A 24,217-nucleotide genomic window follows, 5' to 3' on the forward strand; every position below is an offset into this window, starting at 1 on the left:
ACATCGATGATGGTAAAGGCCAACATCAACCTTTTGCAACGCCTAAGCAGGTGCAAGACTTTTTCGATACCAAGCCTCGCTTAACCCAAGGGCAAAAGGACGCCATCACCCTTATCTCAACCACCAAGGACAACTTTGTGGCCATCCAAGGGTTAGCCGGTACAGGTAAGTCCACCATGCTTGAATCCAATATTGAACTTATCCAGTTAGTCAAAGAAGCCAGCCAGCAGCCAGAGCAAAGCGTCATCGGTCTTGCGCCCACTCACGCAGCGGTAGCAGAGCTCGAAAGCAAAGGCGTGAAAGCGCAAACCCTGGAAAGCTTGCTCTCTGACATTCGACAAGGCAATCGAGAAGCCAGTGACTATCAACACACCTTGTTCTTCCTCGATGAAAGCTCCATGGTCAGCAACAAGCAAGCCGATGAGTTCACAAAGCTCGTCAATGACAGTCTGTCCAAAACAGTCAAATTGGGTGATAAAGAGCAGTTATTGTCGCTCAGTGCCGGTAAACCCTTTGCTCTGGCCATGAGCCAAGGTCGCATCGATACCGCTTACATGACTGACATCATCCGTCAGCAAAACGATACTCTGCTTAATGCGGTGCAAAACACCATTGATAAGCAGCCGCTCAGCGCCCTAGATAAACTCCAACAGCAAGCCCCCGATACTCAGGGGAACCATCAACATGTGATATCGACACTTGATGAAAACGATAAAGATCGACGCAAAGCGCAGTTGACCGCCACCGAAAAGCTGCCCTACGTTGTGGCAAATGATTATCTAGAGCGCACCCCAGAAACCAGAGAAAACACGCTTATCATCGCTTACACCAACAAGGAGCGTGACACCATCACCGAATACATCCGTGTCGGGTTAATGAAAAATAATGACCTTGGCAAAGAAAATATCATTGCAACCAGACTGCGCTCTATCGGGGCAACCGGAGAAGAACTCACCACCATGATGCCCTATCAAAAAGGCTTAGTACTGAGCACCAGGCCCGGTGAGTACGCGACAATCACTCACGTGGATTCAGAGCATGGCATGGTGACACTTCAAGACGCGGCGACAGGTAAAACTAGGCCGTTCTTACCGCGTAACCGTGACCACAGCTTCACCACGCTGTTCTCTACGTCAGAAAAACCACTCTCAACGGGCGATAAAATCATCACGCGCTTTATCGATAAAGACCGCGGTATCAAAGCCAACGTGGAATACCGCATCACGCAAGCAGAGCCAGGCAGTGTTATCGCTCAATCTAAAGCTGGACAAACACTCAACATTAACCCTAAGGCGCTTAAAGATGGGCACTGGGACTACGCTTACAGTCGAACCGCAGACATGGCGCAAGGGTCCACTCATCAACACGTCATTAGCGCCATTCAAAGCAAAGGCGCGCTGACCAATTTAAGACGCGCCGGTATCGATGTGACCCGTGCCAGCCAGCACATTCGACTCTATACCGACAACACCAAACAACTGGTCAAAAGCTGGCTCTCTAAAGAAAGCCATAAAGCCAGTGCGATAGAAACCCTCAACCAAACGCCCCCTAAAGACACCATCTACTTTAACCGTAATGCCCTCCCTCACGAAGACGTTCGGTTCCAAAATAAAAGCGGTGACTTTGACTACGCCCTATTTAAGGAGCACATCAAGACGCAGCTACCAAAATACACAGAAAGCCTTGCCGTTCAGTTATTAGGCAAGCCGAACCAACCCAAATCAGACCGTGATTATTTAACCTTTGGCATAGGTCCTTCCGCGATTAAAGTGACCCTAACTGGAGAACATCGTGGGTATTTTAAAGACTACACCACAGGCGAAAAAGGCGCATTGATTAACCTTATAATGAGTCATAAGGAAATGGGCTATAAAGCAGCGATGAATGAAGCGAACAAGATGCTAAACGAACCGGACAAATATCAATTGGAGGAAAACAGTAAGCACGAAAAATTACTCAACACCACACCTAGGCATATTGCGAAGTTTGAAGAAAGAGCTAAAGATTATATAAATCAAAGCTTACCTATTGATAACACGCTCGCCCAAACGTACTTAAACAAGCTCGGTGTCAATAACATCGAAAACAACCATGTAAAATTCCACTCTGCGGTCTATTCATCCGAAGATAGGTCCCTTCACCCTGCAATGCTAACCAACATCCACAATAAAGAAGGCGAAACCAAAGCCATTGAAGTGACCTATTTAGACACTCAAGGAAATAAAGATACCTCCCTAGACATTAACCCAAGAACCCTAGGGACGAAATCCAAACAATTAACAAGATTCCATCAAGGGGAGAATTTAAACACCACCATCATCAGCACATCGATTGAACAATCGTTTCTAATTCGAGACCAAACCCAAGGACAGATTGATATTATTAACCTCAATCATAAGAACGACATTCAAAACATCTCTACCGATGAACTAAGACAGAACATCATTATTGTATTAAATCATGGCAATCACGATTTAAACCCGAACAACATTGAAAAAATCGTCGAGAACTTTAATGGCCGAGACATCCAATTCATGTCAAATGATAACCTTAAAGAGGACATCAAATCGTGCATTGATAAACTAGAGCGAGATAACAGTGCACATAACATTGAATTAAGTGAGCCGCACACGTCTCATCAGGATAGGGAATTAGACACCTTCAACTATAATGAGAAAACAGAACTCGACAGCCAATCACTCGACCACTTTGAGCCAAAAGAATATTCACCTCAACAAGAGATGGAATTTAATCAATCAGAGAAAGAGAGCCATTGGGAAGACAGAGAAATCGACAGAGAGTTAGAGCGATAATAAGAGGGTAGCTGCTGCTACCCTTTTTTTTCGCCTGCAAGATAAGCATCCACTTTTTTATCCACATCAGCGGAAACCAAATTACGCATTTCTACTGCATCTTTTTTATTTTCATGGAACGCGACACCATCAAAACTTTGTGTGTGGGTTAAATTACCCGTCCCTTGGATCATCCTGATCCGTCGATACATCTCTTCCATCAACTCGCGGTTAGACGGCCGCTCATCTTCCTTATCGTTCAGTTTGATCCTCAATGCCAGCGTGAGAAGTTGCCTGACGGCTTCCGCATCACCTAACTTTTCTCTGTCTCTGAACACCTTAAAATCTTGCTCCAATTCACCCCGAATGTAACTCTGTACAGAAAAAGCTTTCGCCATAATCCCACCATCCTTTCTTAGATTTCCCTCTAAACAACACTTTACCTACATTACAATTAAATCACATGCTTGCAAAAAAGCTCACTATTTATCATTAAAAACATCGAGTTAATTGCTAATAAATCACTAGTACATCACTTCCACTTTAAACAAGCTCTCAGACCTTTCTCGAAAAGGGATTAAGTACAATTGATGCATTTATGATGTAAATCTACATTGGATTTCAGCGGCTAATTAGTTGAAATTTTGAAAATTTCCCCCCAAAATATTCACTCTTCTATTTATACCATAAGTTATTGATTGCATTGACTTTATGTTTAAAGCAGACAACCATTTAAATCGTTTTCGATTTAGCGTGGTGTGTGGTCACCAACTCAACTAACCAACAACTCAGAACGAATGATCTGAGTTCCTTAATCAAAGCGACGGGAAAAACTGACAGCGAAAGACAAAAGCCGACCAGGTGGCGAATGAATCTGACGAACGAGGGATGCGGGGATCTGGAAATTGAAGGAAGAAAGCGAGAGGAAAAGCCAAAGACATTGCACCGTTATGGTGCAAAGCCTTTTATTGAACGTTCATCTTAAAATAAACCGATTGGACTTTTTGGATGTATATTTTTCTGGCGTTCTCGGTGCGTTTTGAAAAACCCGCATTATAAGCGCCGACGCTGTTCCAGTTATAACCATGACTAGAAAAATTAGAACTTAATACCCACGCGCCAAGATGAACATTAAAACAAGGGTTATAGATGCTTGTTTCATTCACATTAAATTCGGATAGTCGATCAAACCAATGGGAATTAATTTGCATCAATCCAAAATCACGACTGATCACTTGACCGGTTTTGTTTTTATTTTCATTATACGCATTCGGTTTTAGGCTGCTCTCTACCGTTGCAATGGATTTTAAAAGCTGTGGATCGACATTATAAAATCTCCCTGCCTCATCAAAGCAAAAAGCCCAACCGAAACACGGCGATAGCAAAGAAAGGTAAAGTAATGGTTTCATCATAAAAAGCCACCTATCAGCCACAAACCCACAAAGTGACACCATGAAAAAGCAATAGAATCAAACATCGAGCAAATAGGCGTACTGTGGTACTGAGAGCGGTATTGGCGACCGCTTGCGGTCGAGCCTTTGGCTCAAATTCTTTTAGCGCGAGCGTTGAAGCGTTCGGACAAAAAAAATGCCTCTAGGATAAGAGGCATTTAAGAAAACATATTTGAATATTAAACGTTGATATGACTGCCAACCCAAAACGCGGCACCGGCTACCGTCGCAATCATAGCGAAGGCTGTTGCAATAATGAGATTTTTAAGGGAACTCACTTCATTACGAACTGTGTCGATTTTATCTGAAAGCTCATTACGAACTGTGTCGATTTTATCTGAAAGCTCATGACGAACCGCTTCGATCTTCTGATCGAGTTCTTTACGCGTATCATTTAACTGCTCTTGAGTGGCAGCATGAGCGGTTAGGTTGATCAGCTCTTCAACGCTTAATGTGACTTTGCTTGATTCAGACATAGTAGAAACCTTATTTAATTGCTTACAGTTTATAGCATTATGATGAGGAAGTCATTCACGCCAGAATAGGCGTAAATGAGAGACATGTTTCACTAATGGCTATATCCAACCACGCTCCACAAACGACACCACATCTTCAAAAGACACCACGAAATGATCGAGAACTCGAATATCAACCAAGGCTAACGCGTCGGTCAGTCGTCGAGTAATACGTCGATCGGCTTGACTGGGTGTGGCATCACCGCTGGGATGGTTATGATAAAAAATGACCGCGCTTGCATTTGTGGCCAGTGACTCTTTGACCACTTCACGCGGGTAAACGGATGCGGTGTCAATGGTGCCGTTAAACATCTCTTTTGTGCGTAAAACTCGATGCTGACTATCAAGAAAGATCCCCCCAAACACTTCGCTTTCATTGGAAGCAAGTGAAGCCTGACAAAATGACTTCACCAATTCAGGGGAATTGAGTGGCGTCTGCTCTGACACAAACAACTTAGATTTTAAAATGCTCGCGGCATGGTGCAAGATATCTTTTTCTTCTACAGAGAAAAGGCTGTGATTAGAGTAGTTAGCAAGTACAGACATAATAGATCCCTTTTAATATTTAAAGTCGTGATGGGCGGCGCTCAGTCCGTGTTATTGGCCATACAAGATAGTCAGAAGATCTTTCGCTCTCGCTTGATGCTTAGCGGTCGTTTCAACGTTTCTCTCTTCTTTTTTCGCATAGGCGTAATCTTCTCGCATCTGTTTCACAGTCGTAGCTCTATCACATACGCCAATACTCACCCCTTTTCCTTTATTTCCTTCCTCCAAGATCAAAGAGTCGGTATAACCAAACTCATTAAGTAAAATCTCATGCACTTTAACCGCTCGAACGCTCGAATTAAAGTCCGTTGAATTCACCCAAATAAGTCCCTTTGAAACAGTCGCGGAAACGGTCGAACGCACTGCACGTTCAACGACCTGGCAGGAGATATCATTTTTTGGTGAGCTTTCGTGCCCAGCGGCGAAACGCTGGTCGCTGAACATCGATTTAGAGAGAGTTGGGCTTGAGTTTCGTTGTGCCATGAGGAGTTTCCTTTTTGTTTGAGTATCACTTTTATGGAGCCGCTTGGCTGTCCGGCAAGCGCTCATGGTTCTCAATAACAAGGGCGCGAAGCGTTCATATACCCTTGTTATTGGGGCTCTGAGCGAGCACGGTAAACAGCCTGCGAGCCCCATCAAATGATGCAAGTCGAAAGGGAAATCGGCACATAAGGCAACAAGCCCTTACTCGAACTTAATGGAGGTCAGTGAAATGAGTGAGGAGGTACGACGAACAGCAACGAGGAAGACTGACGAGGCGCAGGCGTTTAGGGTTGTACGATAGGAGCTTGTAGAGAAGCACCTTCTGGTGCGGCACGCAGTGGCTCACTAGGGTGATGCCAATCTAGGCCATAGATGAAAGCTCCAAGAGAAAGCCTTGCCCGAAGGATCACGCCTAAGGAAAGAGCACCTCATTATTTCTCACCCCACGTAAAAAACTAAGAAGCAATAAGCTAAGAGATAAGAAGCCAAGAATGAGGATTATTTAAATACATTTACCCGTCAGTAAGTCACTAGAATGGGTATATCGATACTGCCACCTTGCTCAATGTAACTCCCTTTTGAGAGCCAAAGGTCAGCGTCCCTTTTTCAAAACGAGCATTAATGGTCTCAAGCGCTCGATTAAGCTCTAACTTGTTAGAGTTAGCCCCAAATCAGTCAAGCCAGTTTCTAAGTTAATGTATATACGTCTATAAGTAAGGCAAACACTTGTCGTATTTTCCAGTAGGAATAAAAACAGATATCGTCCTTACCTCACTTTTTTGAGACCTCACCTTAGTCATCACTTCAGCGCTGTGATGTACTATTTCTCCAAATAGCACATCCGTTTCTCTTAATCGGTCCCGATAACTTAGTTCAACTGATTTACGCAACAAAGAAATATCAAAATCCTTCATACGTGGTGCGAGCCATGTAAATCCAAATCAAACGGTGATGAAAACCGTGCGGTGCTTTATTAAATTATTCATATGTGTGCTCTACCCTTTGCCACTTAGAGTAGTTATATCAAGATATTTAGTTATAGTGCGTTAATGACACAATGCCTTTCTAGCGTAAATCAATTTTAATTAAGCCAAGAAATTATTTACACCTTCGCAATAATTATTGGCTTTGTTGCGTAATTCAGTTTAGAAACAGAGTCTCCCCGTTTCTCATGCTTTTTAGTCAATACGACAAGTTTCAGGCATACCTAACCCAGTAAGCTTGTTCAACGGTTTTATCATCGCGTAAGTTTCACCCACCTGTGAATTGTAATTTCTTAAGCTCAATCGCCCTCCTAACAACTGTTTTACTCGATACATCACTGTTTCTGATAGTGAACGTTTGTGGTATCCATACCGCTCTTTCCAATACTTATTTGAGCCGTATAACTTCTGGCAACCCACGGCGAGATTTCGAGGGTGACCACGCTCCCAGAAGGCTGCTCCTTCTCTTGGGGGAATAAGCGCAACGGCTCGCTTAATCTTAATAGCAGCGTGGCACACTCTCGTGTCGTACGCGCCATCGCCAGACTCTACGCTTGCCATCCGTCTCGTGTTTTTTGACTTTTCATGAGTGCTGTCGTGATAGCTAAATCACTGAATCGACGTGGCCTACCGCGCTTATTCTGTTTGCTTTGCGCCCAACCGCTTATTGCCTCTTCATCAATCCAAAAAGTCAGAGAGCCACGGTTAATGAGCGATTGGTTGTATTGCTTCCTGTTGGTTGTTTTGTAACGAGGTTTAGACATAGAGCTACGAGAGAGAGTGGACGTAGCTGATCATATCGTAGGTTCTTGATTTAGTTCCATTGAATTACGCAACAACAAATCCACCTAGCTTTATTATTTATATTTAATAGATATAAATAATAAATATATATCTTTTCAACCCTAGAACCATTGTTACATTATAACAATTAGTGTTCTATTTGAGGTCGAGGGAATGAAAGGACACCTTTTAAAAGTAAAAGCACTTTTTTTGGCAACTTTGGCTTTGGGTGACATGGCCTCTGCTTCTACAGCTCTTCAGTTCAAAGACGTGCTCGGTAGAAACATCTCTTTAGAAAAGCCGGCAGAAAAAATTTTCCTAGGTTTTTATTTTGAGGATTACCTAGCGATCGCTGGACCAGATGCTTACAAAAAAGTGGCTATTTTCCCAAGACACTCTTGGAAAGATTACCGTCAATCTCAATGGACCACCTATAAAAAAATCATTCCTGAGTTAGAAACGATTATTGATTCAGGTTCTCTTTATACAGGTACTTTTGATTTCGAAAAACTCTTGTTAACTAAACCTGATGTTGCACTTCTTGCGGCGTGGCAATATCAATCCCTTGGTGAAAAAGTTGAAATACTTGAAAAGAATGGTATCAGAGTTGTCGTTGTAGACTTCAATGCTCAAACGCTTGAAAAACACGTCATTAGCACACGTGTTATAGGCAGAGTAATGGGGACAGAAGGACGCGCTTCATCGATTGCAACGGAATACGAAAACACAGTAAACATGGTTAAACAACGTGTTACGAGGCATCTGGAAAACCACACGGCACGCCGTGTGTATGTGGAAGCAGGTACAGGTGGACCAAATGAATACGGTAAATCTTACTCGACGACAATGTGGGGCAACCTTTTGACAATGGCGGGGGCCGATAACCTTGCCCATGGGATGTTTGAAGGTTCTGCCCACCTAACGCCTGAATATATCTTGAGTCAAGATCCAGAAGTGATCTTTATATCCGGTGCTCACTGGGTTAAACATAACGACAGCGCCCTGCTTGGTTTCAACAGCACAATGGAAGAAGCGCAAACTAGATACCGCCCCTACCTAAATCGTGCTGGCTGGAATCAACTGACGGCAGTTAAAAATGGTGACGTCTACGGTATATACCACTCAGGAACACGTACTATTTACGACCACGTTTTCTTGTTGTATCTAGCAAAGTCTATTTACCCAGAAGCATTTAAAGATATTGAACCTAAGAAATTGCACCAAGAATTTTTTAGGAACTACATGCCGCAAGCGCTCAAAGGCACTTTCATGATTCAGGTGGGCGTAACTCATGAATGAAAGCATGAAAGCATCGTCTGACCTGAATCATTCCAGCGGCGCTATTTATCAAAGAATGCAGAAGCAAAGAATTAAGATTTTGCTAGGCGCTTTTCTGGCAACGAGTTTTTCCGCTTTATTCGATCTTGGTACTGGCTCATCGTGGCTAGGCATTGAACAAGTTGTTGAAGCCCTCCTAGGTGGTCCCTCTGGTGACAGCTTATCAACACTTATTGTCTGGCAACTTCGGTTACCCATCACTCTCACCTGTCTTATGGTTGGCGCCTCACTCGGCCTCGCTGGCGGTCTAATGCAAACCCTCTTAGCCAACCCACTTGCCAGTCCGTATACCCTTGGTATCTCTGCTGCTGCTGGATTTGGTGCAGCCATAGCTTTTTTAACCGGTTTTTCAGTATTTGGTTTGCATTGGTTAGGCGTGCCGTTTGCCGCTTTCTTGACATCTGGATTAGCGAGTATGGCGATCTATATAATTGGTCGCAGCCGACATATGGACGCAAAAATCCTGATTTTGGCAGGTATTGTCGTTCTCTTCTTTTTCCAGGCTTTACAGTCATTAATTCAATATTTGGCATCACCAGAAGTGCTGCAGCAAATTGTTTTTTGGTTATTTGGCAGTCTACTGAAGGCGAGTTGGTTGTCCTTCTTTGTTTCAGGAGCCGTTTTCCTGTTCGGTTTGGTCTTTGCGTTATCTAAGGTATGGGCACTCACCGCCCTCACTTTAGGCGAAGAGCGTGCACTCGCCTTGGGAATAAAGACCAGCAAGTTAAGACTACAGATGTTTTTACTGTGTTCCTTATTAACTGCAGGAGCAGTGTCGTTTGTCGGAACCATTGGTTTCATTGGTTTGGTTGCTCCTCACCTAGCAAGAATGCTAATAGGCGAAGATCAGCGTTTCTACTTACCTTTGGCGGCATTAATGGGAGCGTTGCTTTTATGTACCTCGTCTCTTGTTGCTAAGTTGATTGTCCCAGGCACTATCATACCAATTGGTATCGTCACCTCCTTAGTCGGTGTGCCGATCCTTCTTTATTTTCTGATAAGCAGGAGGTTTATCTAATGACGTCGCTTTCAATAGAAAATCTTGCCGTTCCAATTGGAAGAAAACTCGTTTTAAAGAAGGTAGATGCCCACTTTTTGGGTGGCAAATTTACCGCCATTTTAGGGCCCAATGGCGCAGGAAAAACGACATTGCTCAAAGCTATCATGGGCATCATTCCTTCTGATGGGAAGATTAATTCAAGTGGGGAGGACGGGCTGAGATTACCGCTACAATCCTTCTCGTACCTATGTCAACTCAACAAATCTCCCTGTCAATTAACGGTTATTGAGTTTGTCTTACTGGGCTTGGTTCATCAACTGAGCTGGAACATCACATTTGAACAAGAACAAAAAGCAGACGCCATCCTTGATTATCTAGGTTTGAGAAATCTCGCCCTTAGACAGTTTTCTCAACTAAGCGGTGGTCAGCAACAGCTGGTTTCACTGGCGCAATCTCTTGTTGCTGAGCCCAAGGTATTGCTCTTAGATGAACCAACAAGCGCCTTAGATCTCAAGCATCAAGTCCAAATTTTAGACCTTGTTCGTCAATATACCCGAGCCAAAAATATCATCACAATTGCGGTCCTACACGACCTCTCTCTCGCTGCTCGATACTGCGACCATCTTCTCTTAATGAATGATGGTGAAGTTCAATATTGCGGTAAACCAGAAGACGTGCTCGATTCTGAAAGGCTGGGGAAAATCTATCAGATTCATGTGGACGTAGGTTGTTGCGTTCATGGACATACCCACGTCACCCCAGTTCGAGCCCTTAAAACAGATTAGGCATTCTTATGGCAATGAATAAAAGGCAATATCACTTATTAGTTTCTCTATCCACGTTTGAATCTCAAATTCAAACCCTGACTCATTACAGCCTTGAAAATTGTGAATGTTTTGTCCTTTTGCAAGAAAAAATTGATGAGTTTTGCGCTTGGATTTTGCAAGAAAATTTTAAAACCATTAGCGATGATTTTGATATGACCCCTGAGTACGATCGTTTAATCAAGCAGCTTCGTGAAACTGCTGTAAAAGCTCTGTGTTTATTGGAAAAACATCAGTCTCAGTGTGCCAGAGAGCATCAAATCGACATCAGCGAATATTTATACCAACTTTCTGAAAACACAAAAATTGAACTAAAAAAAGCAGGAATTGAAAGCAACTCTCGAGTCCTGTTTATTGGCTCAGGGTCCTATCCGGTTTCTGCTTTCACTATATCTCAGAGCACAGGCGCTCTCGTGCACGGTATAGATCTTGATGAGCAGGCAGTGAAAATGGCCAACCAACTCAACTTGTCAACCACTTTTAGCTGCAAAGATCTAATCACTGAGTTTGCCTCTTTCCGGCCAACTCATGTTGTAGTAGCCTCTTTAGTGGAACATAAATGGGAACAACTCAGACAGCTTAGACCTCATCTTAACCACTCTCACCGAGTATTAGTTCGATTCGGTAATGGTTTAAAGTCCGCCTTCAATTACCCTTTCAACCCAAACCTAATGGATGGGTGGGAAACACAACAGATCCATAACGATGCAGCGATATATGACACCGTCTTGATGGAGCGCGCAAAATGACTCTTTCATTAGGAAAAGTGTTAATCGTTGGCACAGGGCCAGCCGCATTTCAGACAGCAAAAATCATCAGAAACCAGTGCGAGCAACTTGGGTTAGTAAACCGCTCATCAGAGCGCTGGCAGCCGATGTTCGAAAGCTTACACAACGAACGTATTGCGCATATTTTCGCTGCCAAATCCTCTTTGAAGCGAATGGCTGGGCAGGTGATATTTGATGCGGTTTTTGAAGATTTACGCGATGTAAGCGGACAATGGGATACGTTGGTTCTGGGCACCCCATCTCATGCTTATTCAGCGGTTCTATTGGCTTTACCTAAATCGTGTTTGAGTTCCACAAAAATAGTAGTCCTCATTTCATCCTTATTTGGTGGGCACCGGATTGTAAAAGGCTTGTTTTCAGAACTGAATTTAACCCCCAACGTACTGATATTTTCCAATTACTTTGCGGCCACTAAATTTATAACGGAACAAGCTGGCGTTCGTGTCCTTACCAAAGCGGTTAAAAAACGTATTTATGCTTACTCAAGTAAAGAAAAATGCCCTGTCCTAGAGCTACTGACTCAAACTTTAGCGGATATCGGTGTTGAAGTTGTCGAGTTGGAAAATGGGTTTAGCGTAGAAGGACGAAACATTACCTCTTTCGTTCATCCCGCATTTTTTATGACCCCTTTCTCGCTCAATCATATCTTAAGTGAGACGAGAGAAGTTAAGTACATGTACAAACTTTTCCCTGAGGGACCGATCACAACCGAAACCATCCACATTTTGGTTGAGCTATGGCGCGATATATCAAGATTGATACTTCACTTTAACGGAACACCATTTAACTTGTTACAATTTCTCAATGATGACAACTACCCTGTGCATCCAGAAACCATTCGTCGTCGTCAAATTGAGCAGTTTATGTCGCTCACTCCAATAGCGCAGGAATATTTGGTTTACGTACGATACAGCGCGATTCTGATCGATCCTTTTTCTAAGCCGGATGAAAATGGGTGCTACTTCAACTTCTCTGCCGTGCCCTATGCCAAAGGTAAGGTGGAAAAAGGCAAGTTGTCTTTACCTCGAATACCTAAAGAAGATATACAGAATCTTTACTGGCTTCAAGTCTTAGGCAGAGCGCATGGGATTGCATTACCGAGCGTTAACCGTGTGCTAGGTATATTCGAATCTTGGTTAAGTAGCTCTCAACTCCCTCACCATTTGATTGAAGAGTCCCGCACTCAAGCGCACCAATACCTTGGTTGGGTGCGTCTATCATACGACCTTTAAAGAAACCCATCATGAACAACGGTGTAGCGTTAACTATATTTTCTGCGTTCATTTTTAGTGTCATGAACGCACTTATTAAAGCGGCCAGTTTGACGATTCCAAGCTCTGAAATTGTCTTCTTCCGAAGCGCAATAGGAACCGTTCTGATTTTAGGTTTAATGTGGAAAGCGAGTATCAGGTTTTCTACCACGGGCATACCAATGCTTTTGCTTCGTGGCCTGTTTGGGGCGTTTTATCTGCTCGCTTTTGTGTACGCGATTACCCACATGCCGCTAGCGGACGCCGTGATTTTGGCTTACCTGTCCCCGTTCTTCGTTATATTACTTTCCAACCTAATTTTGGGAGAAAAAGCCCCTAAAAAAGTAGCATTCCTTTTTCCGCTCACTTTGGTTGGAGTTACCTTAATTGTAAATCCATTTAGCTTTGACACATTTAATTTGTATGCCCTCTCAGGGGTGGCGAGTGCTTTTTTTGCGGCGGCTGCCTCTATCACTATTCGCCACCTGAGTAAGAGGCACCATATTTACGAGATTGTGTTTTATTTTCTTTTCACTTCGATGTTGGTATCCGGTTACTTGATGAGGGATGAGTTTGTGGTTCCACAGGGAATTGCGTGGATTTATCTAATTGCCATTGGTCTTGTTTCGCTCATTGGGCAAATTTTCCTAACAAAGGCATTCAGTCATGAAAACGCCGCTGTAGTTGCAGTCACCCGCTATATCGGCTTGGTCTTCAATATACTTTGGGGGGTTATTTTTTGGTATGAAATCCCTAGTTGGATGAGCACATGTGGCGTTCTTATAATAATAACAACATCTATTTCCCTCTCGCTAAAGAAAAAAAATATTATTCAATGATCTGAGTACCACCTAGAAAACAAACTAATCAAAGAGAGTAGGGAAGGCTTTGTTGCGTAATTAAATTTAGAGATAGATGCACCCCGTTTCGCATACTTTTTAGTCAATACGACAAGTTTCAGGCATACCTAACCCAGTAAGCTTGTTCAACGCTTTTATCATCGCGTAAGTTTCACCTACCTGTGAATTGTAATTTCTTAAGCTCAGTTGCCCTCCTAGCAACTGTTTAACTCGATACATCGCTGTTTCTGAGAGTGAACGTTTGTGGTATCCATACCGCTCTTTCCAATACTTATTTGAGCCGTATAACTTCTGGCAACCCACTGCGAGATTTCGAGGATGACCACGCTCCAAGAAGGCAGCCCCTTCTCTTGGGGGAATAAGCGCAACGGCTCGCTTAATCTTAATAGCAGCGTGACATGCTCTCGTGTCGTAAGTACCATCACCAGACACCTCAAGGATACTTCGGCGTGTTTGTTTCAGTAGGTTCGGGAGTACTTCACCATCTGTAACCGTTGATAAACTTAGCTCGGCGGCAATGATCTCATGAGTGCTTGTATCAACTGCAATATGCAGCTTTCGCCAGACTCTCCGCTTGCCATCCGTCCCGTGTTTTTTGACTTTCCATTCACCTTCGCCATAAACCTTTAGGCCAGTCGCATCAATGGCTAGGTGCTGTATCGCTCCTTTCGTTTTTGTCTTAAATGAGACCTCAACTTGCTTTGCTCTACGACTGATGCAGGTGTAATGCGGACAGCTTAATGGAACATGGGCCAGTCTAAATATCGAGTTGATAAATCCTTGCAACGCTCTCAGTGGCATAGAAAACACGCGTTTCACCATGAGTGCTGTCGTGATAGCTAAATCACTGAATCGACGTGGCCTACCGCGCTTATTCTGTTTGCTTTGCGCCCACCCGCTATCGCCTCTTCATCAATCCAAAAGGTCAGAGAGCCACGGTTAATGAGTGATTGGTTGTATTGCTTCCAGTTGGTTGTTTTGTAAAGAGGTTTAGGCATAGAGCTACGAGAAGTAGTGAACGTAGCTGATCAGATCGTAGGTTCTTGATTTAGTTCCATTGAATTACGCAACAAAGCCAGTTAACGCTACTTGGAATATCAAAACGAGGAAATAAAGAACTGAGAACGCTATTTATCCATGCCGCAAGGTCAATTTTATGGAAAGATAAGTCGGTCGAAAAATATTTTGGTTCATGGCTTATTGAGCTTAAGAAGCGAAAATCTTTTAACTTGGCTGTGTGGTGAAAAATTGAAAATACAGGGGCATTTTTTGGAATACTTCCCGATTACTATTTGTTTTCGCTAAGAGCCTAAATTATCGATGAAAAACGCCCCTCTTGAAAGGGGTGTAGATTTGAACACACTGTTTTTACATGAACGCCAAGTTACTCTTATCCAGGAGCACTTTAACTCCAGAATACAGGCTAAAAATGACGAAATTACAGTTAACGGCGATTATCGCTAAAACGCCTCTGTCGGATAGGCGGCACCTGTTCCCAGATGCCTCCCTCCTCAGAACCGTACGTGCAACTTTCACTGCATACGGCTCAAGCCTCCACAAAGGCATCGTTAAGCACCCAGTAACAAAATTACCTTTGCGATACACACTTAAAGCTTTAAAACTGCCCCAATGGCCATTTAATGAATAAGAAACCACGGTTCGCTGTCAGAAGACGCACTGATTTTATTCGAAATCATCATTTGTTTTTCTTCTTTAATAAAGTTCTTCAAGCTATCTCGCAACGGGAGACCAGTTAGAAGTCAGCTCGCTTTCGCGCCAGATATAACCTGTATCTACTTCATTACAAAGTAGCATTCGCTTTTTCTAACCTCCTTTACCTGCATACCTATCGGCAACCTTTACAGGCTGCTTTCCCATAGGGAGATATACAGGCTTGCCCTGTTCCGTATGCCGCATAAAATGTCAACTTAGATGCCCACAATGGTGCGGAGAGTGCAATGACCACGAAAGAGTAATGTCCAATCTCTTCCCGACTCTCGTTGCCTTTTGGCTACAGCGTATTAACCACTTCCGCTGCTTCATCATATAACGCGCCTTAAATGGATTCATTATATTCATCATATTGCCCCCCTAGCACTCACCCGACTTGTGGTTGTCAGGAGGAACGTCCTCTAACGATTCTTCCAGCTCAGTCAACAACCAAGCTTCGTTACATTGTCAGAGCCGCTTCTTTATTCAGGCTCCTAGGGGCATCTGGTAGTACAGATGGTTCACCCTTCGTGGTGAACAACGTTTCATACGACTTCAGGTCGCACGGACATTTCTGAGTTACACGTTTTATTAAATTAATATTTCATGAATTATTTAAGGTCTTGTAAAACCTCTAGCCTAGTGGCCAAATTTACTCACCTACAACACGTTAAAACGAGAATACGGAAAGTCAATAAAAACCCTTATAATATATGGGATTTTATTAATTCAATTAATATTGAAAGTTATTTTGATAATAAATAATCATTATTATTTTTTTATATTTATCTAGCTGAGCTATAAAAAGACTTCATTTTTAATATATGGACGTCTTTCTAAATGCCTTTTCAAATACTCTGCTCTCAAGGACGTGTCGCGGACAGAGCAGATCGTATGCTCGAGGGCGCAAAGCTCACAGCAAATAAACTTGCTCTATATTATGACATTACACCTAACTACGTAGGGCAACGATCGCCTACGAAATCGGATGATTGGAGTGTTGCACTCCAGGAATCTCGAAAGACCCTCGCTCTGTTGCAGACAAAAATCTCCCATTTACTAGCCACTGGCGATAGCCCTGTCCTATTTGCATCAAATACCTGCTCAGCGAGCTTAGCGACACTGCCCGTTGTTGCATCGACTTTTCCTGACATAAAGGTCCTATGGATCGATGCACACAGTGACTTTAATACCCCTGAAACGACAGAAACCGGTTATCTCGGCGGGATGGTATTGGCTGCTACATGCGGCCTGTGGGATAGCGGTTTTGGCGCGGGAGTTAAACCTAATAATGTTGCTTTAATTGGCGTACATGACATCGATGAAAAAGAACTTAACAACGTTAATAATGCAGGTCTCATGCACTTTCCCCCTTCAACTCTGACGCCAGAGTCAGTCATCAAATTCATTGGTGATTCCAAAGTCTGGGTTCATGTGGATTGGGACGTTATGGACCCGGGGCAGATTTCCGCTGACTTCAAAGTCGAGGGAGGCTTGAAAGTCGCCCAATTATTGGATCTATTCGAGTCACTTCCTAACAACCAAATTATGGGCTTAGAACTTGCTGAGTTCTGTGCAGATAGCCACTCGTCAGTAGCCAATACAGAAGGACTAGATCTCATCATTCAAGCCGTGGATGCGCTATTCAAAAAAAATAAGAGTTTATAGTCATGGAAATCATCAAAACTAACCCTGCGGCTCTTGCGCCTAATGAGCAACATAAAACCTTGTATACACATGCAGAACTGTTGCAAGAACTGAATCAGTTTTCAAACTGGAAGAAGGAAGCGTGGGAAGAATTCAGTAAGAGAGTCAGCGCCCCTGAGTTCCCTTGCCTGTTTAGCCGCAGAGCGTGGAACTCTAAGACTATCCAAGTGCTGTTTTGTGAGTCGGATGAACACAACACTTACTACCCGTTTTTGCATGGACTGATTGCTTATACGGACATGTTGAATTCCACTCCAGTTAATAAGCGTATGTTCTCGCCATTAGTGGTGTTTTTTTCTCCGGACCTTTCACTTTCAATGGCACCGCACAAGCTTGGTTGGGAAGTCTTAAATTGGACGCATGAGCACGATGTCGCTCAATGGCCTAGGCATATACCTATCGACCCCGAGGCATCTAAATGGACATACTGCTTTAATGGTGTCGAACTGTTTATCAACATGAGCTCAGACAAGCATCAAGTGCTTAGAAATCGGAATCTCGGCTCACGCCTTAATTTTGTGATTAACGCAAGGGAGGTCTTTGACATGGTCGCTAATGGTGAAACGAAAGGTGGCAGGCAGGCTCGAGAGCGTATTCGAAATCGTGTCAAAAAATACAACAACGGAGTGATGCCAACTGAGTTGGGGTTTTATGGAGAAGAAGAAAACCTCGAATGGCGTCAGTATCAGTTGCAAGAAGCTAGTGTGAAACGACCAAGACTGTGTCCCTTCAAATAAAAACTAACGAGAGAACGTAGATGCCTTTATATAACTCAATAACAGAAACTGTTGGATGCACTCCAATTGTCAAACTAAACAATCTTGCTCCAAAGGGAGTCGAGGTTTATGTCAAAGTGGAGTCTTTCAACCCAGCTGGTTCAGTCAAAGATAGGCTTGCACTCTCAATCGTGTTAGACGCTGAAACAAAAGGTTTGCTCAAGAAAGACGACACAATTATTGAATGCACTTCAGGTAATGTTGGAATTGCCTTGGCCATGGTTGCCGCAGCCAGAGGATACAAATTTATCGCCGTAATGGGGGATGGATATTCGCTAGAACGCAGGAAGCTAATTCGCGCTTACGGTGGTGAAGTCATCTTGTTCCCAAGTGAACAAGGTAGTAGCGGCGGTAATCGAATTGCCGACCAGCTTGCAGCTCAGAATGGATGGTTCAGACCCCGCCAGTTCGATAATCCAGCTAACCCTGCTTATCATCGTGAAACGACAGCAAGTGAGATACTCAGTGATTTTTCTGGTAAGCGTTTGGATTACTTTGTCACAGGCTTTGGTACAAGCGGAACTCTTACGGGTATTGGACAGATGCTGAAGGTGGCACGACCGGAGGTTGAAATTGTCGTCCCAGAACCTAAAGGTGCTCAGATCCTCGCAAAGGACCAATGGAAAGTTCACCCCATCCAAGGTTGGACCCCAGATTTCATACCAAGTGTGCTGGATAAGAGTGTGGTGGATAACCTTGTCACTGTTGATGGAAATTTGGGGATCACGACGGCACGTGACTTAGCTCGTCACGAAGGCATTCTTGTTGGTATCTCTGCCGGGGCAACGGTAGCTACAGCTTTAGAAGTGGCTAAATCTGCATCTAAAGGAAGCGTGATATTGGCAATGGCACCAGATACAGGAGAAAGATATTTGTCTACTGAGTTGTTTGATCAACTTGGTAATGAAGAAACGGACCCTTTTATTACAACTTGGAGCGAAGAGTCTATAACAGCTGAATGTAATGCATAGTTCACCCTCTAAATACTGGATTTATGTTAATAGTACACGTGACATGTAAACGCTATCAACGATAATTATCAACGAAAGGAATACTCGTATGGAAAAACGAATTTCATTAAGTGTGTTGGCGTTGGTCATGTTCTGTGTGACCTACTCTGTAAACCTTCAAGCACCTCTTTACAGTGTTTATGCCGAAAACAGTAACATGGGCCCCGCGGCGGTCGCCATCGCCTTTGCTGCCTATGTATTGGGTCTATTGCCTACTCTATTAATGCTAGGGGGTATTTCAAATAAAGTAGGTAGGAAGCAACCCATATTCCTTGCACTATTGTTAAGTGCGGGGGCAACGGCATTGCTCGTCATTCAGCCAAATTGGACCTCGTTATTTGTCGCAAGACTGCTATTGGGTGTTGCTACCGCCTTAACCACAACCTCAGTCTCAGCGTATATATACGACCTTATTGATGAACGAGAACAAAAATTTGGTACGTTGCTAGTGGCCGCGTCTACGTCGTTGGGGTTTGGTAGTGGTGCACTTGCGACAAGTGTGAGCCTAAACGTAGCTGGCATGACAGTGCTGCCATACAGTTACCTCAGTCTATTTCTACTCGTTTCTTTGTTGTTGTTGTTGCTGGTTCGATTGCCGAGCAACCAAACCATAAAACCAAATCTCAAACTCATTACATTGCCTTGCTTCCCCACCAACACGTGGTCGTATGGTTTAGGCATGATGTTAGCTTGGGCTACAACGGGTATGGTCATCGCAATCGTACCAATACTTCTCAATGAGATGGGTTTAAGCGATTGGACTGGCTTAATGGTTTTCCTATCTATTTGCACTGGTTTTTTGACTCAACACATTGCTAAACGCTTGCACCCAAACTCAAGCCTAATATTGGGATGTTTCTTTACGGTATTTGGGTTTAGCCTCATAGCACTTGGCTACTATCATGAATCTATCACGATCATTCTTTTCGGAGCCAGTTGCACTAGCCTTTCAAGTTATGGTTTCACATATATGGCGGGGCTACTTAAGTTTACGAGTAACCATAACATCGACAAGGCAAGCTCTACGGCTGGCATGTACATCTATTCTTATGTCGGATTTTCGATACCTGTAATTACGTCCGGATTCATAGCGCAGCGCTTCGGTAACTGGATGGCGATACTCAGTTTTCTAACACTTCTACTGGCTCTTTGTTTCATTATTGTCGTCGGAAAGTTGATAGAAGGGAAGAAACAAACTCACTTTATGAAAGTTAAGAGCTAGGAAGGCTGAATGTCAGACTCACAGATTTCGCTCATTACAGGAGCAAACAGAGGGATCGGTTTTGAAATTGCAGCAGAACTTGGCAAGCAAGGTCATAAGGTACTGCTTGCTGGTAGAAAAGCAGCAGCAATTAAAGAGGCTGCTGCTAACCTGAACCTCCAAGGTATCGAAGTCTATTGCTTATGTATGGACATTACCGACGACAAATCTATCAAAGAAGCCGTCCATATCGTTGAAACCTTGTTTGGTAAGGTCGATATACTTATAAACAACGCAGCAATAAGGGTTGAAGAATATGGCACACCGCCGTCTGAACAACCACTCATAAAATGGTTTGAAACGTTCAATACAAATTTGTTTGGTACGGTAAACGTAACCCGCAGCTTTTTACCTTTACTCAAGCGCTCAATGAAAGGAAAAATCCTCAATGTATCGAGCTTATTGGGATCGGTGACGTTACATAGTGACACCAAATCATACGCATACACGGATGAATTTAAATCTCTACCAGCGTACAGTGCCTCAAAAAGTGCCCTCAATTCTTGGACTGCTCACCTCGCCTATGAGCTTCGAGATACCTCGATAACGGTAAATAGCATCCATCCCGGCTATACAAAGACCGACTTAAACGATGGCGATGGGATGTTAACCCCAAAAGAAGGAGCCCTCACAGCGATAAAAGTGGCACTTGATGCTGACAGCTTAGTGAGTGGTCAGTTTATTCACATGGAATCCCTTCTTCCCTGGTAGTAAAAGGAATAGTTAAATGCTCGCAACAAAGAAAGTCGCTTTAGTCTCAGATAGTGATAGCCTAGCTGTCGACTATGATATGCCTTATATTCTGGACGCTTTTAAGCGTACTGACGTGGAAGTTGATGTGATATTTTGGGATAGCCCCAACCACGATTGGGCTATGTATGATGTGGTTGTCCTGCGATCACCGTGGACCTATATGGAGAAAATTGAGCCATTCATTGAATTTTGCCAACAAGTTGAAAATTGTTCAGTACTGCTCAATCCTCTATCGGTGATCAGATGGAACTCAGACAAGAGTTATTTGAAACAACTCGAGAAGCAGGGTGTCCCAATTGTCCCGACAGAAATCATCTACTCAGAAACTGAGATTCAAGCAGCCGTTGCTAATCTTCAAGATAACTACTGGAAAGTTCACGAAGTCGTGATTAAACCAACAGTTGGTGCCTATTCATTCGGTGTCATTCGTCTGTCCATCGAAGATTTAGACAAAATAACTCAGCATGTGCGTTACCTATTAGGACTAGGTAAGGGCGTCATTATTCAACCATACCTACATACGATTGAAGAGCATGGTGAAACGAACATGATTTACTTTGATCATACGTACTCACATGCGATTAAGAAGGAACCTTTGCTCGCACAACGTGGTGAGACTAAAACGCCGGACATGGAATTTCGCAAGCTAAAAGAAGCGAATAGTGAAGAGAAGGCGTTGGCGAAGCGTATATTGAGGTTAGTACAAAGCAATCTTGGTCTTTCTCAACCACTTCTGTACGCGAGATTAGACTTCATTGAAGGTAAAAATGGTCGGCCGCTGCTGCTGGAACTTGAGATAACCGAACCATCACTAAGCCTACCACTTACGCCTGAATGCGTTGATATATTTGTGCAGTCGATTATTGATAAAGCCCCAAAGCCTGTATATATAAAGGATTCTTTGTAACTGCCCTGGTTACCTATAAGCAGTTAATCGGTCTTCGAACATAATTATAAAGCGGTTCAGAACTTGTCGCCATTTGCTTATATGGGCATCGTCCATTGTACGGAGACATCCTGGATCGCTAAGAAGATCGTCTTCCCTGCCACTTCATCCGTTGGGAATAGCTTACTTTTGTTGACGGCTTTCGAGATAAAAAGTGACGGATAAAAATTTAGCCTATGAAGTTTCTGGACAAAAATAAATCAGTACCTTTGCTAAATTAGAAAGTCATGAATAACTACAGGTATGGAAAGTCACTTAATTTGGTGTCCAGTCTTGGCTGTGCAGATCATTGTCTATCTTTACCATCCTGTTTAATGTATTTGCGATAGGCTCATTATGGTCGCATAACACTCGGTAAACACACATAATGAAAGGAATTTATCTATGATATTTAAAGGAATCAGTGCTTTCCCGATCACCCCGATGTCGGATGAACGAATCGACGTGACCGCTTATAGTCAGATTCTTGGCCGTTTAATTAACGCAAGGGTTGATTCTATATGTGCCTTAGGGTCAACAGGTTTATATCCGTATTTAAACGCATCAGAGAAACATAACGCGATTGCTACAGCAGTTGAAATGGCAGGAGAAATTCCTGTCTTGGCTGGCATCGGGTCGCTACGATTAAGGGATGTGCTTGCTAATGCTGAGCAAGCAGAGCAGCTCGGCGTAAAAGGTCTTTTACTCGCGCCTATTTCTTATCATCGGTTATTCGATGAAGAAGTCTATGAACTCTATCGACGTGTATCGGAGAGCGTTTCGGTACCTATCTGTGTATACGACAACCCAGCTGCTACCCATTTTACCTTTAGTCACGAACTCCATGCTGAGATTGCAAAGCTACAAATGGTGCAGTCAATAAAGTTCCCTGGTGCGCAATTTGAAGATCAGGGTGGATGCCGAGTTCAAGCTCTCAGAAAACTACTGCCAGGCAATGTAACGATTGGAGTTAGTGGTGACGTATTCGCTTCAAATGGCATTCAAGCAGGATGTGACGTTTGGTATTCCGTCCTAGCAGGTTTGTTCCCACTCACCGCTCTATACTTATTTAAGCAAGCCAAAATTTCTTCCCCTGCGCAAGCGAAAGAACTCTCTCTAAGATATGACAGACTGTGGCAATTGTTCTCAGATAATCTCGGTGCCATGAGGGTGATGGTCAGTGCGGCAGAAATATTAGGCTATGCTGAATCCCCATGTTTACCAACCCCTTTGACAGGATTAGATAGTGAATCCAAGCTCATTCTGCAAGAAATTATCTCAGAGTTAGATCTCGCTTAACACTATATGTAGAGTGAAATTTCTTACGGGATTTTTCGACCCAAAATCAAGATGGCAAGCTTTGGACCAAAACCGTGTCAGTGTTTTTACTAATCTAGCTGCCACGGGTAAAATGTGATCTACCCTGTCAGCACGAAGCTGGACACTTCTGAGTTACGAACCATAGAACATCCTGACTTTGCGGATTACTTCTAGTATTACAACCATACGACCACCCTGCATGTTGTTGGCCAAATGCCCTTATCCACTACAGATGGCAATTGCCGACAACAAAAAACTTATACCTAATAAGTCAAAACCTAAAACACCCTCTTTTAGAAGGTAATATCCAGAAACAATACCAATAATAGGTATAACCAAGATATTTAAGTTAGCTGACATCATCAATATACTTCGGCACTTCTGGTAGGTTATTTCATCGAAGAAGACTACCAGTTCATCTCAATATCTATCTGCCTAGGTTTTATCTTGATAACTAACTAATGTATTAAAGTACCTGCCAAGCACTTTATTAAAATCACTAATATAACCACCTACCGAGGTAGGTGGTTTTGAGAGAGAAATCTAAGACTCAGACGTTTGCCGCTAAGGAACAGAGACACACGATGCGTAAAGATAGTCGTCGCTCGGCATAGTGAGCCCAGAGTGACCATTTCTGAGAGATATATTGGCATAGCCCGGACCACGAGACGTTGATGTCCAGTAATTTATCCTGACTGCCCAGCCACGAGCAGTAAACATATTTCCATTTGTGTTGAATAGTCCCCTTAACTCATTCACAGTAGCTAAACGCCAGTTGGTTCGTCCTGCAATACTCTTGGAATTATATGTGTCACACAATGAATCTGCGTTATTCCAATCGAAAATATAGAAATCCCCAGTAGGACCTGAAGTTCCTATTTCTTGTGTAAAACCTTTATTTGTACTGCCTCCTCTACTATCTAGGAACGTTTTGGATGGTGAATTTGTAAACAATTTCCCACTACCAGTATCGAAGATGTCAAGACATGAAGCTCCCGTACTCCTACATGCATAGACCTCCACGTCCACTGTGTTACTGGTGACTCCGTCTAGGAAAGCCTCAACCGTCGTGGTGGCGACTGTGTCCCCAGACAATAAACCAGTAGGCGTGACCGTTGCTGTCTGTGGTTCATCCGGTGTCC

Annotated in this window: 21 protein-coding genes and 4 pseudogenes; 16 read left to right on the forward strand and 9 right to left on the reverse strand. The window is 43.3% G+C overall.

Features of this window, described 5'->3' with window-relative positions:
- The coding region (traI, locus tag AACW75_RS12165; RefSeq protein ID WP_237297815.1) for a conjugative transfer relaxase/helicase TraI at positions 1–2,813 on the forward strand (2,813 nt) is incomplete at its 5' end.
- Between the two features lie 17 nt (positions 2,814–2,830).
- Here the strand turns inward: traI and AACW75_RS12170 are convergent.
- The 6 genes and pseudogenes from AACW75_RS12170 to AACW75_RS12195 all read right to left on the reverse strand — a co-directional run bounded on the left by AACW75_RS12170 (position 2,831) and on the right by AACW75_RS12195 (position 7,534).
- Positions 2,831–3,190, reverse strand: coding sequence for a hypothetical protein (locus tag AACW75_RS12170; protein ID WP_016800120.1), 360 nt, complete (start codon positions 3,188–3,190; stop codon positions 2,831–2,833).
- Positions 3,191–3,757: 567 nt separating this feature from the next.
- A complete protein-coding gene (locus AACW75_RS12175) occupies positions 3,758–4,201 on the reverse strand; it encodes a lytic transglycosylase domain-containing protein (RefSeq protein WP_029203697.1) in 444 nt (147 codons plus the stop codon).
- 221 nt (positions 4,202–4,422) lie between these two features.
- Complete coding sequence (locus tag AACW75_RS12180) at positions 4,423–4,719, reverse strand: hypothetical protein (protein ID WP_016800122.1); 297 nt, start codon at positions 4,717–4,719, stop codon at positions 4,423–4,425.
- Positions 4,720–4,818: 99 nt separating this feature from the next.
- Positions 4,819–5,304 carry a RadC family protein gene (gene radC / locus AACW75_RS12185; RefSeq protein WP_237297816.1) on the reverse strand — a complete coding sequence of 162 codons (486 nt, stop codon included), beginning with the start codon at positions 5,302–5,304 and terminating at the stop codon, positions 4,819–4,821.
- Between the two features lie 51 nt (positions 5,305–5,355).
- Positions 5,356–5,787 carry a hypothetical protein gene (locus AACW75_RS12190; RefSeq protein WP_102258042.1) on the reverse strand — a complete coding sequence of 144 codons (432 nt, stop codon included), beginning with the start codon at positions 5,785–5,787 and terminating at the stop codon, positions 5,356–5,358.
- Positions 5,788–6,965: 1,178 nt separating this feature from the next.
- Positions 6,966–7,534: pseudogene (locus tag AACW75_RS12195) on the reverse strand (transposase).
- A 193-nt stretch (positions 7,535–7,727) separates the two neighbouring features.
- Between AACW75_RS12195 and AACW75_RS12200 the strand changes: the two are divergent.
- Genes AACW75_RS12200 through AACW75_RS12225 form a run of 6 tightly spaced genes read left to right on the forward strand, consistent with a single transcriptional unit; the run spans position 7,728 to position 13,592 of the window.
- Positions 7,728–8,852, forward strand: coding sequence for an ABC transporter substrate-binding protein (locus AACW75_RS12200; protein ID WP_016800125.1), 1,125 nt, complete (start codon positions 7,728–7,730; stop codon positions 8,850–8,852).
- Positions 8,845–9,909, forward strand: coding sequence for a FecCD family ABC transporter permease (locus AACW75_RS12205; protein WP_016800126.1), 1,065 nt, complete (start codon positions 8,845–8,847; stop codon positions 9,907–9,909). The genes AACW75_RS12200 and AACW75_RS12205 overlap by 8 nt, the downstream gene beginning before the upstream one ends.
- A complete protein-coding gene (locus tag AACW75_RS12210) occupies positions 9,909–10,676 on the forward strand; it encodes an ABC transporter ATP-binding protein (RefSeq protein WP_017103898.1) in 768 nt (255 codons plus the stop codon). Before AACW75_RS12205 ends, AACW75_RS12210 begins: the two co-directional genes overlap by 1 nt.
- Positions 10,677–10,684: 8 nt before the next feature.
- Positions 10,685–11,464 carry a hypothetical protein gene (locus tag AACW75_RS12215; protein ID WP_016800128.1) on the forward strand — a complete coding sequence of 260 codons (780 nt, stop codon included), beginning with the start codon at positions 10,685–10,687 and terminating at the stop codon, positions 11,462–11,464.
- Entirely contained in the window at positions 11,461–12,735 is a 1,275-nt protein-coding gene (locus AACW75_RS12220; RefSeq protein ID WP_017100974.1) for an opine metallophore biosynthesis dehydrogenase, read from the forward strand. Before AACW75_RS12215 ends, AACW75_RS12220 begins: the two co-directional genes overlap by 4 nt.
- A gap of 11 nt (positions 12,736–12,746) precedes the next feature.
- The gene (locus AACW75_RS12225; RefSeq protein ID WP_016800130.1) at positions 12,747–13,592 is read left to right on the forward strand and encodes a DMT family transporter; all 846 of its coding nucleotides are present in this window, start codon (positions 12,747–12,749) and stop codon (positions 13,590–13,592) included.
- A gap of 99 nt (positions 13,593–13,691) precedes the next feature.
- Here AACW75_RS12225 and AACW75_RS12230 read toward each other — a convergent pair.
- Positions 13,692–14,611 (reverse strand): annotated as a pseudogene (locus tag AACW75_RS12230) (IS5 family transposase).
- A 44-nt stretch (positions 14,612–14,655) separates the two neighbouring features.
- On the opposite strand from AACW75_RS12230, the pseudogene AACW75_RS12235 reads away from it, so the two are divergent.
- The 8 genes and pseudogenes from AACW75_RS12235 to AACW75_RS12270 all read left to right on the forward strand — a co-directional run.
- Positions 14,656–14,851: pseudogene (locus tag AACW75_RS12235) on the forward strand (transposase); the annotation flags it as partial.
- 191 nt (positions 14,852–15,042) lie between these two features.
- On the forward strand, positions 15,043–15,261 hold the full coding sequence (locus AACW75_RS12240) for a hypothetical protein (protein WP_139137543.1): 219 nt from the start codon (positions 15,043–15,045) through the stop codon (positions 15,259–15,261).
- Between the two features lie 956 nt (positions 15,262–16,217).
- A complete protein-coding gene (locus AACW75_RS12245) occupies positions 16,218–16,991 on the forward strand; it encodes an arginase family protein (RefSeq protein ID WP_237297817.1) in 774 nt (257 codons plus the stop codon).
- 2 nt (positions 16,992–16,993) lie between these two features.
- A complete protein-coding gene (locus AACW75_RS12250) occupies positions 16,994–17,767 on the forward strand; it encodes a YqcI/YcgG family protein (protein WP_017102335.1) in 774 nt (257 codons plus the stop codon).
- Positions 17,768–17,787: 20 nt separating this feature from the next.
- Positions 17,788–18,777: a cysteine synthase A gene (gene cysK / locus AACW75_RS12255; RefSeq protein WP_017100378.1), complete on the forward strand. Its 990-nt coding sequence runs from the start codon at positions 17,788–17,790 to the stop codon at positions 18,775–18,777.
- Between the two features lie 88 nt (positions 18,778–18,865).
- Positions 18,866–20,038 carry an MFS transporter gene (locus AACW75_RS12260; protein WP_017100377.1) on the forward strand — a complete coding sequence of 391 codons (1,173 nt, stop codon included), beginning with the start codon at positions 18,866–18,868 and terminating at the stop codon, positions 20,036–20,038.
- A 9-nt stretch (positions 20,039–20,047) separates the two neighbouring features.
- A complete protein-coding gene (locus tag AACW75_RS12265; RefSeq protein ID WP_017100376.1) occupies positions 20,048–20,788 on the forward strand; it encodes an SDR family NAD(P)-dependent oxidoreductase in 741 nt (246 codons plus the stop codon).
- 16 nt (positions 20,789–20,804) lie between these two features.
- On the forward strand, positions 20,805–21,737 hold the full coding sequence (locus AACW75_RS12270; RefSeq protein ID WP_017100375.1) for an ATP-grasp domain-containing protein: 933 nt from the start codon (positions 20,805–20,807) through the stop codon (positions 21,735–21,737).
- A 9-nt stretch (positions 21,738–21,746) separates the two neighbouring features.
- On the opposite strand, the pseudogene AACW75_RS12275 reads toward AACW75_RS12270, so the two are convergent.
- Positions 21,747–21,925: pseudogene (locus AACW75_RS12275) on the reverse strand (IS256 family transposase); the annotation flags it as partial.
- Positions 21,926–22,160: 235 nt separating this feature from the next.
- On the opposite strand from AACW75_RS12275, the gene AACW75_RS12280 reads away from it, so the two are divergent.
- Positions 22,161–23,054 (forward strand): dihydrodipicolinate synthase family protein, encoded by an 894-nt coding sequence (locus AACW75_RS12280; protein WP_237297818.1) that lies wholly within the window; start codon positions 22,161–22,163, stop codon positions 23,052–23,054.
- 585 nt (positions 23,055–23,639) lie between these two features.
- Here AACW75_RS12280 and AACW75_RS12285 read toward each other — a convergent pair.
- Positions 23,640–24,104, reverse strand: coding sequence for an Lcl domain-containing protein (locus tag AACW75_RS12285; RefSeq protein WP_339385035.1), 465 nt, complete (start codon positions 24,102–24,104; stop codon positions 23,640–23,642).
- Between the last annotated feature and the right edge of the window lie 113 nt (positions 24,105–24,217).

Origin of the sequence: Vibrio sp. L3-7 (assembly GCF_963898195.1) — a bacterium.
GTDB lineage: Bacteria > Pseudomonadota > Gammaproteobacteria > Enterobacterales > Vibrionaceae > Vibrio > Vibrio echinoideorum.

Bases quoted from the DNA above. Each gene is read 5' to 3' on its own strand.
- AACW75_RS12175 (WP_029203697.1), bottom strand. From the start codon at position 4,201: ATGAAACCATTACTTTACCTTTCTTTGCTATCGCCGTGTTTCGGTTGG.
- AACW75_RS12265 (WP_017100376.1), top strand. From the start codon at position 20,048: ATGTCAGACTCACAGATTTCGCTCATTACAGGAGCAAACAGAGGGATC.
- AACW75_RS12215 (WP_016800128.1), top strand. From the start codon at position 10,685: ATGGCAATGAATAAAAGGCAATATCACTTATTAGTTTCTCTATCCACG.
- AACW75_RS12205 (WP_016800126.1), top strand. From the start codon at position 8,845: ATGAATGAAAGCATGAAAGCATCGTCTGACCTGAATCATTCCAGCGGC.
- cysK (WP_017100378.1), top strand. From the start codon at position 17,788: ATGCCTTTATATAACTCAATAACAGAAACTGTTGGATGCACTCCAATT.
- AACW75_RS12170 (WP_016800120.1), bottom strand. From the start codon at position 3,190: ATGGCGAAAGCTTTTTCTGTACAGAGTTACATTCGGGGTGAATTGGAG.
- radC (WP_237297816.1), bottom strand. From the start codon at position 5,304: ATGTCTGTACTTGCTAACTACTCTAATCACAGCCTTTTCTCTGTAGAA.
- AACW75_RS12190 (WP_102258042.1), bottom strand. From the start codon at position 5,787: ATGGCACAACGAAACTCAAGCCCAACTCTCTCTAAATCGATGTTCAGC.
- AACW75_RS12250 (WP_017102335.1), top strand. From the start codon at position 16,994: ATGGAAATCATCAAAACTAACCCTGCGGCTCTTGCGCCTAATGAGCAA.
- AACW75_RS12180 (WP_016800122.1), bottom strand. From the start codon at position 4,719: ATGTCTGAATCAAGCAAAGTCACATTAAGCGTTGAAGAGCTGATCAAC.
- AACW75_RS12225 (WP_016800130.1), top strand. From the start codon at position 12,747: ATGAACAACGGTGTAGCGTTAACTATATTTTCTGCGTTCATTTTTAGT.
- AACW75_RS12245 (WP_237297817.1), top strand. From the start codon at position 16,218: ATGCTCGAGGGCGCAAAGCTCACAGCAAATAAACTTGCTCTATATTAT.
- AACW75_RS12280 (WP_237297818.1), top strand. From the start codon at position 22,161: ATGATATTTAAAGGAATCAGTGCTTTCCCGATCACCCCGATGTCGGAT.
- AACW75_RS12220 (WP_017100974.1), top strand. From the start codon at position 11,461: ATGACTCTTTCATTAGGAAAAGTGTTAATCGTTGGCACAGGGCCAGCC.
- AACW75_RS12270 (WP_017100375.1), top strand. From the start codon at position 20,805: ATGCTCGCAACAAAGAAAGTCGCTTTAGTCTCAGATAGTGATAGCCTA.
- AACW75_RS12210 (WP_017103898.1), top strand. From the start codon at position 9,909: ATGACGTCGCTTTCAATAGAAAATCTTGCCGTTCCAATTGGAAGAAAA.
- AACW75_RS12200 (WP_016800125.1), top strand. From the start codon at position 7,728: ATGAAAGGACACCTTTTAAAAGTAAAAGCACTTTTTTTGGCAACTTTG.
- AACW75_RS12260 (WP_017100377.1), top strand. From the start codon at position 18,866: ATGGAAAAACGAATTTCATTAAGTGTGTTGGCGTTGGTCATGTTCTGT.
- AACW75_RS12240 (WP_139137543.1), top strand. From the start codon at position 15,043: ATGACGAAATTACAGTTAACGGCGATTATCGCTAAAACGCCTCTGTCG.